Genomic DNA, 16062 nt, shown 5'->3' on the forward strand with positions numbered 1-16062 from the left:
GTGGGGAGACCACGGCGTGGGACAGAGGCGGTCCTGACGCCGGCGAGGGAGGTGCTCAGCCGGCGAACCAGCGCACCGGTTCGGGCGCGAGGTTCTGGTAGACGTGCTTGGTCTCGCGGTACTCGGCGAGTCCCGCGGGTCCCAGCTCGCGGCCGGTGCCGCTCTTGCCGAAGCCGCCCCACTCCGCCTGCGGCAGGTAGGGGTGGAAGTCGTTGATCCAGACGGTGCCGTGGCGCAGCCGGCCGGCGACACGGCGGGCCCTGCCGGGGTCGGTGGTCCACACAGCACCGGCGAGGCCGTACTCGGTGTCGTTGGCGAGGAACACCGCCTCCTCCTCCGTGCGGAAGGTCTCGACGGTGAGGACCGGGCCGAACACCTCCTCGCGCACGACGGTCATCTCGCGGTGGCAGGCGTCGAGGACGGTCGGCTCGTAGAAGTAGCCGGACTCGGGGCGCTCGGGTGACGGCTCGGGCCGCTTGCCGCCGCAGCGCAGTACGGCGCCCTCGTCGAGCGCGGTGGCGACGTGCGCCTCGATCTTGGCGCGCTGCTGCTCGGAGACGAGCGGGCCGCACTCGACGCCGTCCGCCGTGCCGCGCCCGAGCCGGATCTTCCGTGCCCGGCGGGCGAGTTCCGTGACGAAGCGGTCCCGCACGGACTCCTCGATGATGAGCCGGGAGCCGGCCGAGCAGACCTGGCCGCTGTGGATGAAGGCGGCGTTGAGGGCCTGGTCGACGGCGGTATCGAAGCCCTCCTCGGTGGCGCAGGCGTCGGCGAAGACCACGTTGGGGTTCTTGCCGCCGAGTTCGAGGGCGACCTTCTTCACGGTCGGCGCGGCGGCCTGGGCCACCTTGGTGCCGCTGACCAGGCCGCCGGTGAAGGAGACCAGGTCGACGTCGGGGTGCTCGGCGAACCGGGCGCCGACGGTGTGGCCGGGGCCGGTGACGATGTTGGCCACTCCGGCGGGCAGCCCGGCCTCGGCCAGCAGGTCGATCAGCGCGATGGTGGTCATCGGGGTGATCTCGCTGGGCTTGATCACGAAGGTGTTGCCGGCGGCGAGAGCCGGGGCGATCTTCCAGCTGGCCTGGAGGAGGGGGTAGTTCCAGGGGGTGATCAGCGCACAGACGCCGACCGGCTCGTGGACGACGACGCTGTGGATGTCGGGCGAGCCGGCGTCGACCACCCGGCCCGGAGCCTCGGCGGCGACCAGGTCGGCGAAGTAGCGGAAGGCGTCGGCGACACAGTCGATGTCGACGCGGCCCTCCTCGACGGTCTTGCCCGCGTCCCGGCTCTCCAGCAGGCCCAGTTCCTCGCGGTCGCGTACGAGGAGGTCGGCGACGCGGCGCAGCAGCGCGGCGCGCTCGGCGACCGGGGTGCCGGGCCAGGGGCCGTGGTCGAAGGCCTGCCGCGCGGCGGCCACCGCACGCTCGGCATCCTTCTCGTCGCCCTCGGCGACCACGGCGAACGGCCGGGCGTCCGCGGGGTCGAGGATCTCGCGGGTCGCGCCGGAGACCGCTGCCAGCCACTCGCCTCCCGCGTGGATGGTCGCCTGGACCTGTCGTTCCGTTCTGTCCGCCATGATCGGTATTGCCTTCCGTTCCTGATCCGTGCCCCTGTGTCACACACGTGCCACCCTCGGGGACCGGCACCGCCTGCCCCGACCCGGTGGAGGGCATGCGTGATTCACGGCCGAAAGTGCGCGGCGTCACGAAAACGACAGGAGAAAAGCAAGCAAATCGGACATAGTAGTGCGGGGCGCTGCGCGGCCGTCCCGGTGAGGGGCTAGCCGGCGCCGGAGGACCGGGCGATCAGCTCCCGGACGCAGTCACGCAGCCAGGCGTGCGCGGGGTCGGCGTCATGGCGGGGATGCCAGGCGAAACCGACCGCGACCGCCGGGAGCGGCAGCGGGATCTCGAAGGTGACCAGGCCGAGGATGGCGGCCAGCGGGCGCCCCCAGTGGCTGATCAGTCCGATCAGATCGGTCTCACGCACCACGAAGAGCGAGGCGGGGTAGGTGCCGACACTGCCCACCACCTGGCGCTTCAGGCCCAGCTCGGCCAGCGCCTCGTCGATCGGCCCGTGCTGCTTGCCGCGCCGGGAGACGATCAGGTGACCGGCCTCCCCGGCGAACCGCTCGGGCGTCAGCTCCCCGCCGAGCAGGGGGTGCCCGGCCCGGACGACGCCCAGCATGCGTTCCTCGTAGACCGTCTCCACATGCACCTCGGGCGCCGTCGCGTCGATCACCCCGACCTCCAGGTCGGCGGTGCCCTGGCGCAGGAACGGCGCGTCCACGTGGCTCTCGGACAGAAAGCGCAGGCGGATGCCGGGGGCCTCACGGGCGGCGCGGGCGAAGAGGGCGGCGCCGTGGGTGGCGGCCATCGAGTCGTGGGCGAGGATCGTGAACGTGCGCCGCACCGTGCGCAGATCGGCGTCGCGGCCCGGCGCGAACAGGGCCCGGGCCCGCTCCACCACCGCGCCCACCTCGGCCCGCACCGCCAGCGCGTGCGGGGTGGGCACCATCTGGCGTCCGGCGCGCACCAGGATGGGATCGCCGAGCGCCTTGCGGATCCGGCCGAGCGTGCGGCTCATGGCGGGCTCCGACAGATGCAGCCGGTGCGCGGCGCCCTGCACGCTCTGCTCCTCCAGCAGCACGTCCAGCGCGACCAGCAGATTCAGGTCCAGCCCGGTGGATTGCGTCATGTGCAGGTATCCCTTGCGAAGGTTGCACTGGAAAGCAGGTCACCGGTGAGCCTACGGTGAGAGCACGTCAGAGCGCACCGCGGAAGCCGCCGCGCATCCGCGCATCCCACGCCTCCGCGCACCACCCGCGCCCGCGTCCGGCACGCACCCGTGCCAGACGCCCCGGGTGGGAGCGCAGCCGCCATCCACCGCCTAGCTCCCGGGAGGAGCCGTGCCCCCGCACGCCCTGAAACGCCCCACCCTGCTCGCCCTGTGCGCCTGCGTCCTGGTCGCCCAGAGCATGGTCGCCGCCATCAACCTCCTCATCCCGCAGCTGAGTTCCTCGTCCCTGCACCCCTCCCACACCGAGGTCCTGTGGACGGTCGACGCCTACGTCATCGTCTTCGCGGGCCTGCTCATCCCGGCCGGCGCGCTCGGTGACCGCTACGGCCGCAAGGGCGCCCTGCTCACCGGGCTCGCCCTGTTCGCGGCGGGCGCCGCCACCAGCGCGCTCGCCTCCGCCCCGGCCGCGCTGATAGCCGGCCGGGGCCTGTCCGGGGCCGGGGCCGCGCTGATCACCCCGGCCACCCTGTCGATCCTGATGCAGCTGTCCGCGCCCGAGCACCGGGCCCGCTCGATGGGTGCCTGGACGCTGTCGCTCGGACTGGGCGGCGCGGCGGGCAACCTGGGCGGCGGGCTGGCCGGCCAGTTCCTCAGCTGGCGTGCGCTGTTCGCGGTCATGGTCCCGCTCGCGGCCGTCCTCGCCGTGGCCGCCGCGGTCACCGTCCCGCGCACCGAACGCTCCACCCGCAGCAACCCCGACCCGCTCGGCACCCTGCTGCTCACCGCCGGCCTGGTCGCGGTCCTGTTCGGCATCATCGAGGGCCCGACCTACGGCTGGACCTCGGTCCGCATCCTCGGCGCCTTCACGGCGGGCGCGCTGCTGATCGCCGCCTTCACCGGGCACGGCCTGCGCGCGTCCGCGCCGCTGTTCGACCCGCGTGTCTTCGCCTCCGCGCGCCTGCGGGCGGCCTCGCTGGGCACGGCCACCGGCTTCTTCGGCCTGTTCTCGCTCTTCTTCGTCAACTCGCAGTACCTGCAGGACGTGAAGGGCTTCGGCGCCGCCCTCACCGGCGTCGCGATCATGCCGCTGGCCCTCGGGATGGCCCTCGCGCAGAAGCTGGCCACCCGCTGGGCCGACCACCCCCGCGCGGTCATCGGCGCCGGTCTCACCCTGATCGGCCTCGGCCTGCTGGGCGCGTCGACGGCGGACGCGGGCACCCCCTACGCGCTGTTCGTCTGCTGGCTGCTGCTCATCTCGGCCGGCGCCGGACTGTCCATGCCGGCCCTGACCCTCGGCGTGGTCACCTCGCTCCCGGCCCATCAGGCGGGCCTGGGCTCGGGCCTCGGCACGACGGCCCGGGAGACCGGTGCCGCCCTGGGCGTGGCCGTCACCGGCACGGTCCTGTCCGCCCACAACGACCTGCTCCACGGGATGGGCCCGGCCCTGCGCACGGTGGGAGTGGTGGTGCTGGTGGCGACGGCGCTGGTGGTGGCGGGGTATGGCTCGATCGCCCGACGGGTGCCGCACTACGCAGCGGACGGCACCGCGACCCCCTAGGGGCGCGGGGAACCGCGCGACCAGCCACGAGGGACCCGCACACGGCGAACGCTCGGCACCCCCACGCAGGGATGCCGAGCGTTCGGCGTGTCCACGGGACTCTCAGATGAGGCCCAGCGAGCGAACCGCCTCGCGCTCCTCCTCAAGCTCCTTGACGGAGGCGTCGATGCGGGCGCGGGAGAACTCGTTGATGTCCAGGCCCTGGACGATCTCGTACTTGCCGTCCTTGGTGGTGACCGGGAAGGAGGAGATCAGGCCCTCCGGAACGCCGTAGGAGCCGTCCGACGGGATACCCATGGAGGTCCAGTCGCCCTCGGCGGTGCCGTTGACCCAGGTGTGGACGTGGTCGATCGCGGCGTTGGCGGCGGAGGCGGCCGACGAGGCACCGCGGGCCTCGATGATCGCGGCACCGCGCTTGGCGACGGTCGGGATGAAGTCCTCGGCCAGCCACTTCTCGTCGTTCACGGTCTCGGCGGCGTTCTTGCCGGCGACCGTGGCGTGGAAGATGTCGGGGTACTGGGTGGCGGAGTGGTTGCCCCAGATGGTCAGGCGCTTGATGTCGGCGACCGTGGTGCCCGTCTTCTTCGCGAGCTGGGTCAGCGCGCGGTTGTGGTCCAGACGGGTCATCGCGGTGAAGCGCTCGGCCGGGACGTCCGGCGCGGCGGCCTGGGCGATGAGGGCGTTGGTGTTGGCCGGGTTGCCGACGACGAGGACCTTGATGTCGTCCGCGGCGTGGTCGTTGATGGCCTTGCCCTGCGGCTTGAAGATGCCGCCGTTGGCCGAGAGGAGGTCGCCGCGCTCCATGCCCTTGGTCCGCGGGCGGGCGCCCACCAGCAGGGCTACGTTGGCGCCGTCGAAGGCGACGTTCGGGTCGTCGGAGATGTCGATGCCCTGCAGCAGCGGGAAGGCGCAGTCGTCCAGCTCCATGGCCGTGCCCTCGGCGGCCTTCAGCGCCGGGGTGATCTCCAGGAGGCGCAGCTTGACCGGCACGTCCGCGCCGAGCAGCTGGCCGGAGGCGATGCGGAAGAGCAGGGCGTAACCGATCTGGCCGGCCGCGCCGGTGACGGTGACGTTCACGGGAGTGCGGGTCATGGCGTTCTCCGTATGACAGCTGGCGGTGGGGCGTCCCTGCCCCGGGCGGATGATCGATCTCTTGGCGTCAAGAGAGATCCACCGGTCAGGCTATCGCGCATCCGGCATGCGAGACGTCGCGGGCCGTGTGGCTCAGCCCACAAGTCGGACACCTCGAACACGATGGCGGCCGCCCCGTCCGGGAGAGGGGGAGAGGACGGAGCGGCCGCCAGGCGGGGGTACCGGTCGCCGGACTCCCGTGGGGGGTACTCCTCGCGTGCCCAGGATCCGCCCGGCCATGCGCCCGCACCCGGAATTTCGCCCTCCCCCTTTCCGGGCTCCGCCTACTTCGTGCAGCCCGTCCGTCCGGAGGCGAGGGTCGCGCACGCCTTGGCCGCTGCCGCGTTCTTCACGGCGACCATCGGGGTGTAGGCGATGGTGTCGCCGACGGTGGTGGTCTCGCCGGTCTGCCGGGCCTTGCCCGCGGTGATCTGGACCCTGTCGCCCTGGGCGGCGCCGGTGATCCGGCCCCAGGCGGTGCCGCAGGCCTTGCTGTAGCGGACCTCCAGGGTGGTGGTGCCGATGGTGACGGTCCGCGCGGTGGTGACCAGGTCGCCGCTGCACCCCATGGCCTCGGCGTCCTTGCCGTCGCAGGCGGAGCCGGCGCACTTGACCCCGGGCGGCGTGCTCACGTGCGAGGTGGCGCTCGGGGACGGTCGCTTGGCGGCGGTCCCGTGCTTCGCCCCGCGATCGGTGAGGAAGAAAACGGCGCCGATGACGACGAGCACGCCGACGAGCCCGGCGACGAACATGATCACCCGCTGCCGCCCGGCGCCCCCCGGGGCAGGGGCGCCGCCGCCGGGCCGTGGAGCCGGCGGCTGCGGCTGCAGCTCGTCGTACGGGTTCGGCGTGTTCCGGGTCCAGCCGCTGCCACCGGGCGGGGCGGCGGGCCGGGAACCGTTCGCGTCAGCCGCGCCGGCCCCCGCGCCGGCCCCGCTGCCGGGGCGGACGCTCGCCCGGGACGGCCCCTGGTACCCGGCGAGGTTCCAGGAGTTGCCACCGGAGCTCCCGGCACGCCCGGTCCCGTCCCGGTCGGCCGCACCGCGTCCCACCCTGTCCTGGACGTCGGCGCCGGAGCCGGCGTCCGAAGCGTCCCGGTCGACCGGCCCACGCCCCGCACCGTCCCCGTCGACCGGCCCACGCCCCCCGCCGTCCCCGTCGACCGGCCCACGCCCCCCGCCGTCCCCGTCGGCCGGACCGCGCCCCGTACCCTCGCGGGCGTCCGCGTCGGGGGCCGTCGGCTGCGGGGGGATCGTCGGGGAGACGCCGGCCGGACCGGCGATGCCCAGGGCCGGACCGGTGATGCCCGTGACCGGACGCGCGCGGTCGGCCTTGCGGCCGGAGGGACCGCCGGTCGCCTCCGCCGCCCCGAAGTCACCGAGCGCGGCGCGCGCCTGGGAGATGCGGATCGCCTCCATGGTGCGGTCGTGCCGCATCTCCGCCCGGCTCCAGGCGCGTTCGGCCAGCTCCCACATCGTGGTCAGGTGCACCGGGTTGGTGCCGGTGACCTCGGCGAGCGCGACGACCGCGCCCTTGGGCGCGAGCAGCCGGCCGCCCAGGTAACGCTCCCAGGACGTCTTGCTGTACCCGGTGCGGTCGGCGAGTGCCGCGACACTCAGGCCGCTGCGGTCCACGAGCCGTCGTACCTGGCTGGTGAACTCCTTGATCTGCGGGTCCAGTTCCTCGGGCAGGTCTTTCCAGCGAGGCATCTCTTCCCCCCTCTTCCCCCCGGTTCAGTGCTCTTGTTTCCCGGCGCCCGGCCCCCCGGCCCGTCCCGCGTTCCGGTACCCGTGCTGGCTACCCACAGGGATGCGCTGCCTAAGGATCCCAGTTCCCGGAGTGGGGGCGCACGGGAGCATGCGCGGCCGCGGTCATGCGCCCAGCGCCACGGGGTCTTCGTAACGTATCCCGAACTGTCAACACATCGACACGGGAACACCATATGGGGCGGCGCGCGCGGACACCGTAGCGGAACGGTCACTTCCGTGCCACAGCGCATGGACAGGCGTTGAACAGGCGGTTCACGGGCGGAAGGCTGAATGGCAGCGGCGGCTCGTCCCTCCTCGGGGGAGGGGACGAGCCGCCGTCCTGGGGTGCCCGGGGGCCTACTGGTTGAGGGTGAAGTGCAGGGTGTCCTTCAGGAACGGGATCTGCAGCCACGGGTCGGGCTGGGCCATCATCGCCAGCAGGGCGATCGCGAGGCCCAGCACGCCGTAGGTGGCGATGTCCGTGAAGCGGGAGCGTACGGCGAGCATGCCGACGCTGGGCAATATCCAGCGCATGACCGCACCGGCCAGCAGGGCGGCGCCGATCAGCAGGGTGCCGAAGCGGAACACGTCCAGCGCGGTCAGCAGCAGGCCGAGCGCGACCGCGCCGAGCACGACGAGCATGGGCCACTGCCGCGCCGGGGCCGGGGCGCCGCCGGGCCGCGCCCGGCCGCCGCCCTCGGGCCGCGCGGTGTCCCTCGTGATCCGCGGGAAGCGCCGCGTGGCGCGCCGCGGCGACCCCTGCGCATCCGGGGCGCTGATCGCGTCGCGCACGGTCGGCTCACCGCCGTGCGCCTGCTCAGCCGGCACTGCGCTCCGCCGCCTCGACCACGTTGACCAGCAGCTGCGCCCGGGTCATCGGGCCCACGCCGCCGGGGTTCGGGGAGATCCAGCCGGCCACCTCGACGACGTCCGGGTGCACATCGCCGAGGATCTTGCCCTCGGCGTTGCGGGAGACACCGACGTCCAGCACGGCGGCGCCCGGCTTGACGTCCTCGGCGCGGATCAGGTGCGGGGAGCCGGCGGCCGCGATGACGATGTCGGCCCGCTTCAGGTGGGCGGACAGATCGCGGGTGCCGGTGTGGCACTGGGTCACGGTGGCGTTCTCGCTGCGCCGGGTGAGCAGCAGCGGCATCGGCCGGCCGATGGTGACACCCCGGCCGACGACCACGACCTCGGCGCCCTTGATCTCCACGCCGTGGGCCCGCAGCAGGGAGAGGATGCCGTTGGGGGTGCAGGGCAGCGGCGCGGGCTCGTTCAGCACCAGCCGGCCGAGGTTCATCGGGTGCAGCCCGTCGGCGTCCTTGGCCGGATCCATCAGCTCCAGGATGCGGTTCTCGTCGATGCCCTTGGGCAGCGGCAGCTGGACGATGTAGCCGGTGCAGGCCGGGTCCTCGTTCAGCTCCCGTACGACCGCCTCGATCTCCTCCTGGGTCGCTGTCGCCGGCAACTCGCGCTGGATGGAGGCGATGCCGACCTGCGCGCAGTCGCGGTGCTTGCCGGCGACGTACTTCTGGCTGCCGGGGTCGTCCCCGACGAGGATCGTGCCGAGGCCGGGCGTGACGCCCCGCTCCCTCAGCGCCGCCACGCGGGCGGTCAGATCGGACTTGATCGCGGCTGCGGTGGCCTTGCCATCGAGAATCTGGGCGGTCATGCACCCATCCTCGCGGATGACCCGGCCCCGGTTCCAATCCGGGTGTCCCGGCGCCGTGCCGCCCCTTCGGCAGACTTGTCGGCAGATGATCGACGATGTTGCACTTGCACAACACCTGGGGCATCCGGCTGGACAAGCCACTATCCGGTCAAGAACGATGAGCAGCACAGTGCAGCGGGCAGCTCAACGGGGGGACGGACCGCATCTGTAGAAACTCTCCTCCGTGCAGTGCCGCGCCTCGTCCCCAGCACTCGATCAACGGAGGAAACACCGCCATGAGCTTCGGCGACCCGAACAACCCCTACGGCGCCCCGCAGGGCCAGCAGCCCGGCTACGGCTACCCGCAGGCGCCGCCCGTCCAGCAGCAGTACGGCGCCGGCGTCCCGATGACCGCCATGCCGGGCAACGTCAGCGCGGCCCGGGTGATGCTCTGGGTGATCGTCGGACTGCAGGTCCTCGGCGTGGCGATCTTCGCTTTCGCAGCCGTGGCCATCGACAAGGTGAAGAAGGACAACTCCATTCCGGCGCTGTCCAACTACCCGGTGGGCGTGCTGTGGGCCTTCGCGGTGCTCGCGCTGGCCTGGCTGGTGTGGGCGGCCGTGCTGGCCTCGAAGTTCACCAGCGGCGGCAACGGCCTGCGCGTCACGACGCTGGTCTTCGGCATCATCACCGCGGTGCTCGCCCTGTACCCGTTCACGATCCTGGGCATCATCCACCTGGTGCTCGCCATCCTGATCGCCTGCTTCGTGGGTGGCTCCAACGGCAAGGCGTGGTTCAACCGCGCGCGCTACTGAACCCGCCCGCGCGACGGAACAGTTCGCGCCAATTCAACGCCGAGGGCCGTGTCTCACCCGTCCAGGGGGAGGCACGGCCCTGGTGTCTCCCCCTAGTCTGACTCGGGTAGCCGTACCCGGCCGGGGTGGCCGCAAGGCACGGGGAGCCGCACCTTGTACAGCATCATCGTCGTACCTCCGCCGACCCCGGAGGACCGGCAGGACCGCACCCAGATCCGGCTCGCCCCCGGTGAACGCCTGAGTTTCGGGCGGGCGCCGGACAACGACCTGAGAATCCCGCACGACGGGGTCTCGCGCCGGGCGGGCGAGCTGTGCGCCCAGGGCGCGTTCTGGATACTGAGCAATCTGTCCGGACGGCACACGTACGTGGTGGAGAACCCGGAGGGGGCCGGCGAGCACATCAAGGTCGGGCCGGGCCGGCTCGGCGCACCCGTCCCGTTCGAGTTCTCGCGGATCGTGCTGCCCGCCGCCGGGGACCTGCTGATGATCGAGGTGTGGGCACCGCGCCACGACTACCTGCGCGACGGCGCCGGTCCGGACGGCGACACCACCGCCCCGGCCTTCTCCGTCGACCGCACCAAGCGCTACTTCGCCGTCCTGGCCGCCCTGTGCGAGCCGCGGCTGCGCGACGACCCGCACGCCCCGCTGCCCACCGTCGACCAGGTCGTCGACCGACTGCGCCCCGCCTGGCCGGCCGCCTCGCGCACCTCCGTGCAGTGGAACATCGACTACCTCGCGGTGAAGCTGCGGCTCAAGCCCGGCCCGGAGACCGCGGACACCGGCCCCCGCCTCAACGGCAAGAAGGAGTCCCTGGTCTCCCTTGCGCTCCGCTTCGACCTGGTACGGGAGGACGACCTGGTCGTCCTGTCCGGCTCCGGGTCCGGGTGCGGGTCCGTGAGCCGGGCGGCCCGGTGACCGAGCCGTACGCCGTGCCGGTGCCCAGGGGGTACCGGGTCGGCGTCTGGGAGGTGCGCGAGCCGATCGCGACGGGTGCCTTCGGCAGCGTGTACGCGGGGCGGCGGGTCGGCGACGGCGCAGACAACTCCGGCTCCGGCGGTGCGGGGGCGAGGAGCTCCCCGGCCCGTGAACTCCCGCGCACGGCCGCCCTGAAGTTCCTGCCCACCGGCACGGGGACCCCCCGCCAGCTGACGCACCTGCGTGAACTCATCGAGCGCGAGGTCGACCTGTACCGCCGGCTGAGACGGCCCCGGCTGATCCGGATGTACGAGAGTCTCGTCGTGGACGACCCGGCCCGGCCCGGCCTCGACGGCGCCACCGTCCTCGTGCTGGAGCGCGCCGAAGGCTCCCTGTCCGCCCTGCTCGCCGCCTCGCCCCGCCCGGACGCCGGCCCCGCCCTGCTCGCCCAGATCTGCGAGGGCCTGGCCCAGCTGCACCGGGCGGGCTGGGTGCACGGTGATCTGAAACCGGCCAATGTGCTGCTGATGGCGGACGGTTCGGCGCGGCTCGCCGACTTCAACATGGCCGCGGAACTGGAGGGCACCCACGCGTACACCCCGGCCTTCTCCACCCCTGACTACACCCCGCCCGAGCTGCTGTGGGCGGAGATCGGCGAACGCGGCCGGCGCATCCGGCCGTCCGCCGACGTCTGGGCGTTCGGTGTCCTCGCCCACCTCGTCCTCACCGACTCCTTCCCGCTGTCCGGCGCCACTCCCACGGCCCGCCGCGACGCGGCCGCCGCCTACGCCCGCGGCACCGACGAACTGCGCCTGTCACCCGAACTCGCGCAGGCGTGGCGGGACATCATCCGTGACTGCCTGGCCCGTACCCACTCCGCGCGCATCACCACCGGGGCGCTGCTGCGCCGCGTCGAGGCGGCCGCCGGCACGGGCCGCGCGCCGCGCCCACTCCGGCTGTTCCCGCGCCGCGGACGCCGACGGACGGTGATCGCCTCGGCCGCGGCGGCCACCGTCGCCGTGGCGGCCCTCGGTTACGGCGTCAGCACCTGGGCCACGGACCGGAACGACGACGCCCGCGCCACCGCCTCCGCTCGGTACGGCGCCTCGGAACTGCGGACCGACCAGGGCGTGCCGGTCGCCTACCGCCGGCTCATCGTGGACTCCGCCCACGCCTGCGCCCGGTCCGACGTCACGCCCGCGCTCATCGCGGCGATGCTGAAGTCCGAGAGCGACTTCGACCCGGACCTCTTCGACCCCGGCAGGCAGGAGTACGGCATCGCCCGCTGGACCCCGGCCGTCCTGCGCTGGTGGATGCGCGACGACGGCGTCCCCGCGTCCGCGACGCCCACCCCGCCGCTGTCCCCCTCCGTGTCCATTCCGGCCATGGGCCGCTACCTGTGCTTCATCGACTCCCATCTGAAGGACGGGCTGCCCGGCGACAAGCGGGTGCTCACCGCGGCCGGCTACCGGACGTCGTACAAGAAGGTGAACGACACGGGCGGAGTTCCCCCGAAGTACCGCGACTACTGCGCCCGTGTCGCCCACTACCTCAAGGAGTACACGCCCACGGGAAAGAAGTGACCCTGAGACTTCCGAGGTACCGGCGGACGGGCGCCGCGGGCACGGTGGAACCACTCCGCCACGGCGTCACGGCGGAGCGACCGACCGTTTCGTTCACATGGGGGAACACGTGAACATCGCCAAGCCCGCCGCGCTGCTCCTCGCGGCCACCGCCCTGCTCGCCGGCTCCACGGTGGCGGCCACCGCCGCGGCCCCGGACGGAACCCGGGTAACCGGCGTCCAGGCCACGGCCGACCAGGTGCTCGCGGGGCACCCGAAGCCCCTGAAGGTCACCGCCGACGAGATCCGCTACGACGGCCTGACCCTGACCGAGGCGCCGCGGGGGAAGGCAGCCGCCAAGGACCTCGACTGCGCCTACGGCCACCTGTGCATGATCGTCAAGGGCACCAAGTTCGACTTCTACAAGTGCCAGACCTGGGCCGTCCACAACTGGACCGGGGACGGCCCGTTCACCAACAACCAGACGCCCGGCACGGTCGCCCGGTTCTACAACCAGGACGGCAGCGTCCGCTGGACCTCGACGGCGTACCAGGCCGGCACCGCCACCTGGGACCCGATCTGGTCCCTGCGCCCCTGCTGACCTGACAGCGCCGACGGCCTCCGGCTCCCTCGGGGGAGAGCCGGAGGCCGTCGGCGGCATGCGGCGGTGCTCAGTGGAAGAAGTGACGCGTGCCCGTGAAGTACATGGTCACGCCCGCCTTCTTCGCGGCCTCGACGACCAGCTCGTCACGGATCGAGCCGCCCGGCTGGACGATCGCCCGCACACCCGCGTCGATCAGGATCCCGGGGCCGTCGGGGAAGGGGAAGAAGGCGTCGGAGGCGGCGAAGGAGCCACGCGCGCGCTCCTCACCGGCCCGCTCGACGGCCAGCTTGCAGGAGTCGACGCGGTTGACCTGGCCCATGCCGACGCCGACGGAGGCGCCGTCCTTGGCGAGCAGGATCGCGTTGGACTTCACGGCACGGCAGGCCTTCCAGGCGAAGGCGAGCTCGCCGAGCTCCTCGGGGGAGAGCGCCTCGCCGCTGGCCAGCGTCCAGCTCGCGGGGTCGTCGCCGTCGGCCTGGAGCCGGTCGGTGACCTGGAGCAGGACACCGCCGTCGATCTGCTTGGCCTCGACCCGGTTGCAGGGCGCGTCCGGCGCCTTCAGCACACGGAGGTTCTTCTTCTTGGTGAGGGCCTCCAGGGCCCCCTCCTCGTAGTCCGGGGCCACGATGACCTCGGTGAAGATCTCCGCGACCTGCTCGGCCATCTCCTTGCTGACCGGCCGGTTGACGGCGATCACGCCGCCGTACGCGGACACCGGGTCGCAGGCGTGCGCCTTGCGGTGCGCCTCGGCGACGTCCGAACCGACCGCGATGCCGCAGGGGTTGGCGTGCTTGATGATCGCGACGCAGGGCTCGTCGTGGTCGTACGCGGCACGGCGGGCGGCGTCCGTGTCCGTGTAGTTGTTGTACGACATCTCCTTGCCGTGCAGCTGCTCGGCCTCGGCGAGACCGCCCGTGCCGTCGACGTAGAGGGCGGCGTCCTGGTGCGGGTTCTCGCCGTAGCGCAGGGTGTTCTTGCGCTCGTAGGTGGCGCCGAGGAAGTCCGCGAAGCCCGACTCGTCCACGGGGGCGTAGGAGGAGGCGAACCAGGAGGCGACGGCCACGTCGTAGGCGGCGGTGTGCTGGAAGGCCTCGGCGGCCAGCCGCCTGCGGGCGGCGAGGTCGAAGCCGCCGTCCTGCACGGCCGCGAGGACGTCGGCGTACCGCCCGGGGCTGGTGACCACGGCGACCGACGGGTGGTTCTTGGCGGCGGCGCGGACCATGGACGGCCCGCCGATGTCGATCTGCTCCACGCACTCGTCGTCCGAGGCGCCGGAGGCGACGGTCTCGCGGAACGGGTAGAGGTTGACGACGACCAGGTCGAACGGCTCCACGCCCAGCTGGGCGAGCTGCTCGCGGTGGCTGTCCAGCCGCAGGTCGGCGAGGATGCCCGCGTGCACCTTGGGGTGCAGGGTCTTGACCCGGCCGTCCAGGCACTCGGGGAAGCCGGTCAGCTCCTCGACCTTGGTGACGGGGACACCGGCGGCGGCGATGCGGCCTGCCGTGGACCCGGTGGAGACCAGCTCCACACCGGCCTCGTGCAGCCCGCGCGCGAGGTCCTCCAGGCCGGTCTTGTCGTAGACGCTGACGAGCGCCCGGCGAATGGGCCGCTTGGTGCTCTCGGCGGTGGCGGTCACTGGATAACTACCTTTCGTCCCTCAATGCGATAGCCGTTGCGGGCGAGCCGCCCCACGACCTCGACGAGCAGCCTTCGCTCGACTTCCTTGATGCGCTCGTGCAGCGCGCTCTCGTCGTCCTCGTCCCGGACCTCGACCACGCCCTGGGCGATGATCGGGCCGGTGTCGACTCCGTCGTCGACGAAGTGGACGGTGCAGCCGGTGACCTTGGCGCCGTACGCGAGCGCGTCGCGGACGCCGTGGGCTCCGGGAAAACTGGGCAGCAGGGCCGGGTGGGTGTTGACGAACCTGCCGCCGAAGCGCGCGAGGAACTCCTTGCCCACGATCTTCATGAACCCGGCGGAGATCACGAGGTCGGGCTCGTAGGCGGCCACCGCCTCGGCGAGGGCGGCGTCCCACTCCTCGCGGCCCGCGTGGTCCTTGACCTTGCACACGAAGGTCGGCAGCCCGGCCCGCTCGGCGCGGGCGAGCCCCTCGATGCCGGCGCGGTCGGCCCCTACGGCGACGATCCGGGCGCCGTACCGCTCGGCTCCGGTGCGCTCGATCTCGTCCAGGAGCGCCTGCAGGTTGGTGCCGGATCCGGAGACCAGCACGACGAGGCGCTTGACCGCGGGGCCAGCGGGGGTGGCGGCCACGATGGGGCCCTTTCTCGGGGTGACGATGTGTCCGGCCGGTGGTTGTACGTTCGTACGAATGCTTCGCACCCCGTGATACGGGGAAGTCTACGAAGCGGCCGACCGTCAGCAACGATACCGGCAGTCGGGAAGGCCCCCACGGGACGGGGGAGTGGCCGGAAGGTAGCGTTCGCAGGGAATCACGAAGGGGCAGCCTCGGGAACGCGGTCGTCGTGCGGTGCGTTGTCGGGGTGGAAGCTCATGTCGGACAGCCGTATTGCACCCAGGGGAAGACGCTCTTTTGATGCCCGATCGCAGCCCGCGACTCCTCACGTTCCCTCCGCGCCCGGCTCAGCGAGGCGAGCGTCGCACCGTGCTGCTCCGGGAGCGGCCGGCCTCGCCCCCCGAGGCCCCGCAGGACGGTCAGGGCGCCCGGGGCGACGGCGACGCGCGAGGCGGCGGGCAGCAGGACGACAACCCGTTCGCGCCACCGCCCGAGGGCACCCCGGACCGGCCCTGGCAGCCCCGCCACCCCGAGGGCTCCGCTCACCACGGCGGCTCTCCCTGGGGCAGCCAGTGGAGCGACCGCCAGCCCGGCCGCTCCCCCGGCGGCTTCGGCGAGCGGCCCGGCGGCGGCCCCCAGGGCCCCGGCGGCGGACCAGCCGGCGGCATGCGCTGGGACCCGACCGACCCCGTCCAGCGCCGCGCTCGCTACGCCCTCCTGTCCGGCATGTGGGCCGTCTTCTTCGCCCTGTTCAGCTGGCCGTACGTGGCCCTGCTGCTGGGTGTCCTGGCGCTGTACTGGGGCGTCAGCGCGCTGCGCGGCAAGCCGCACCGGCCGGCCCCGGACACCCCGGCGCCGCCGCCCGGCACCGGCCGCACTCCGACGACGGCGGCCATCGGCGGCCTGGTCACGGCGTCCCTGGCCCTGGTCCTGGTCGCCTCGACGTTCACGGTCCAGCTGGTCTACCGCGACTACTACACCTGCGTCAGCGACGCCCTCACCCACGAGGCCAAGCAGTCCTGCGACAAGCTGCTGCCGCAGGAGCTGCGCGGGGTTCTGGGGACCGGTAACAGCTGAGGCCCGGG

14 protein-coding genes are annotated in these 16062 nt (G+C 72.8%); 6 read left to right on the top strand and 8 right to left on the bottom strand.

All coding sequences use genetic code 11. From position 1 onward, the window contains the following. Positions 1-55: 55 nt before the first annotated feature. Together IE244_RS07485 and IE244_RS07490 are read right to left on the bottom strand one after the other, a co-directional pair. Entirely contained in the window at positions 56-1576 is a 1521-nt protein-coding gene (locus IE244_RS07485) for an aldehyde dehydrogenase family protein (protein WP_191871820.1), read from the bottom strand. Positions 1577-1779: 203 nt separating this feature from the next. Further along, on the bottom strand, positions 1780-2697 hold the full coding sequence (locus IE244_RS07490; RefSeq protein WP_191871821.1) for a LysR family transcriptional regulator: 918 nt from the start codon (positions 2695-2697) through the stop codon (positions 1780-1782). Between the two features lie 211 nt (positions 2698-2908). Here IE244_RS07490 and IE244_RS07495 point away from each other — a divergent pair, with 211 nt between their 5' ends. Continuing rightward, positions 2909-4297, top strand: coding sequence for an MFS transporter (locus tag IE244_RS07495; protein ID WP_191871822.1), 1389 nt, complete (start codon positions 2909-2911; stop codon positions 4295-4297). A gap of 102 nt (positions 4298-4399) precedes the next feature. Here IE244_RS07495 and IE244_RS07500 read toward each other — a convergent pair whose 3' ends face one another. The 4 genes from IE244_RS07500 to IE244_RS07515 all read right to left on the bottom strand — a co-directional run bounded on the left by IE244_RS07500 (position 4400) and on the right by IE244_RS07515 (position 8848). Further along, entirely contained in the window at positions 4400-5389 is a 990-nt protein-coding gene (locus tag IE244_RS07500) for a malate dehydrogenase (RefSeq protein ID WP_191871823.1), read from the bottom strand. Between the two features lie 323 nt (positions 5390-5712). Further along, positions 5713-7137, bottom strand: coding sequence for an XRE family transcriptional regulator (locus IE244_RS07505; RefSeq protein WP_191871824.1), 1425 nt, complete (start codon positions 7135-7137; stop codon positions 5713-5715). A 396-nt stretch (positions 7138-7533) separates the two neighbouring features. Then, positions 7534-8004 (bottom strand): DUF3017 domain-containing protein, encoded by a 471-nt coding sequence (locus IE244_RS07510; protein ID WP_191871825.1) that lies wholly within the window; start codon positions 8002-8004, stop codon positions 7534-7536. Beyond that, positions 7994-8848 carry a bifunctional methylenetetrahydrofolate dehydrogenase/methenyltetrahydrofolate cyclohydrolase gene (locus tag IE244_RS07515; protein ID WP_031164186.1) on the bottom strand — a complete coding sequence of 285 codons (855 nt, stop codon included), beginning with the start codon at positions 8846-8848 and terminating at the stop codon, positions 7994-7996. The genes IE244_RS07510 and IE244_RS07515 overlap by 11 nt, the downstream gene beginning before the upstream one ends. 275 nt (positions 8849-9123) lie before the next feature. On the opposite strand from IE244_RS07515, the gene IE244_RS07520 reads away from it, so the two are divergent. The 4 genes from IE244_RS07520 to IE244_RS07535 all read left to right on the top strand — a co-directional run bounded on the left by IE244_RS07520 (position 9124) and on the right by IE244_RS07535 (position 12720). Next, complete coding sequence (locus IE244_RS07520; protein ID WP_031164188.1) at positions 9124-9642, top strand: hypothetical protein; 519 nt, start codon at positions 9124-9126, stop codon at positions 9640-9642. A 153-nt stretch (positions 9643-9795) separates the two neighbouring features. Next, positions 9796-10557, top strand: coding sequence for an FHA domain-containing protein (locus IE244_RS07525; RefSeq protein ID WP_191871826.1), 762 nt, complete (start codon positions 9796-9798; stop codon positions 10555-10557). Beyond that, positions 10554-12140, top strand: coding sequence for a serine/threonine protein kinase (locus IE244_RS07530; protein ID WP_191871827.1), 1587 nt, complete (start codon positions 10554-10556; stop codon positions 12138-12140). The genes IE244_RS07525 and IE244_RS07530 overlap by 4 nt, the downstream gene beginning before the upstream one ends. Positions 12141-12249: 109 nt before the next feature. Then, positions 12250-12720: a hypothetical protein gene (locus IE244_RS07535; RefSeq protein ID WP_191872158.1), complete on the top strand. Its 471-nt coding sequence runs from the start codon at positions 12250-12252 to the stop codon at positions 12718-12720. 70 nt (positions 12721-12790) lie between these two features. On the opposite strand, the gene purH is transcribed toward IE244_RS07535, so the two are convergent. After that, positions 12791-14359: a bifunctional phosphoribosylaminoimidazolecarboxamide formyltransferase/IMP cyclohydrolase gene (gene purH, locus IE244_RS07540; protein WP_191871828.1), complete on the bottom strand. Its 1569-nt coding sequence runs from the start codon at positions 14357-14359 to the stop codon at positions 12791-12793. Continuing rightward, complete coding sequence (purN, locus tag IE244_RS07545; protein ID WP_191871829.1) at positions 14356-14994, bottom strand: phosphoribosylglycinamide formyltransferase; 639 nt, start codon at positions 14992-14994, stop codon at positions 14356-14358. Before purN ends, purH begins: the two co-directional genes overlap by 4 nt. A 283-nt stretch (positions 14995-15277) precedes the next feature. On the opposite strand from purN, the gene IE244_RS07550 reads away from it, so the two are divergent. Beyond that, positions 15278-16054, top strand: a complete 777-nt coding sequence (locus tag IE244_RS07550) for a hypothetical protein (RefSeq protein ID WP_191871830.1) — start codon at positions 15278-15280, stop codon at positions 16052-16054. Positions 16055-16062: the final 8 nt, after the last annotated feature.

Source organism: Streptomyces filipinensis (genome assembly GCF_014649495.1).
Taxonomy (GTDB): domain Bacteria; phylum Actinomycetota; class Actinomycetes; order Streptomycetales; family Streptomycetaceae; genus Streptomyces; species Streptomyces filipinensis.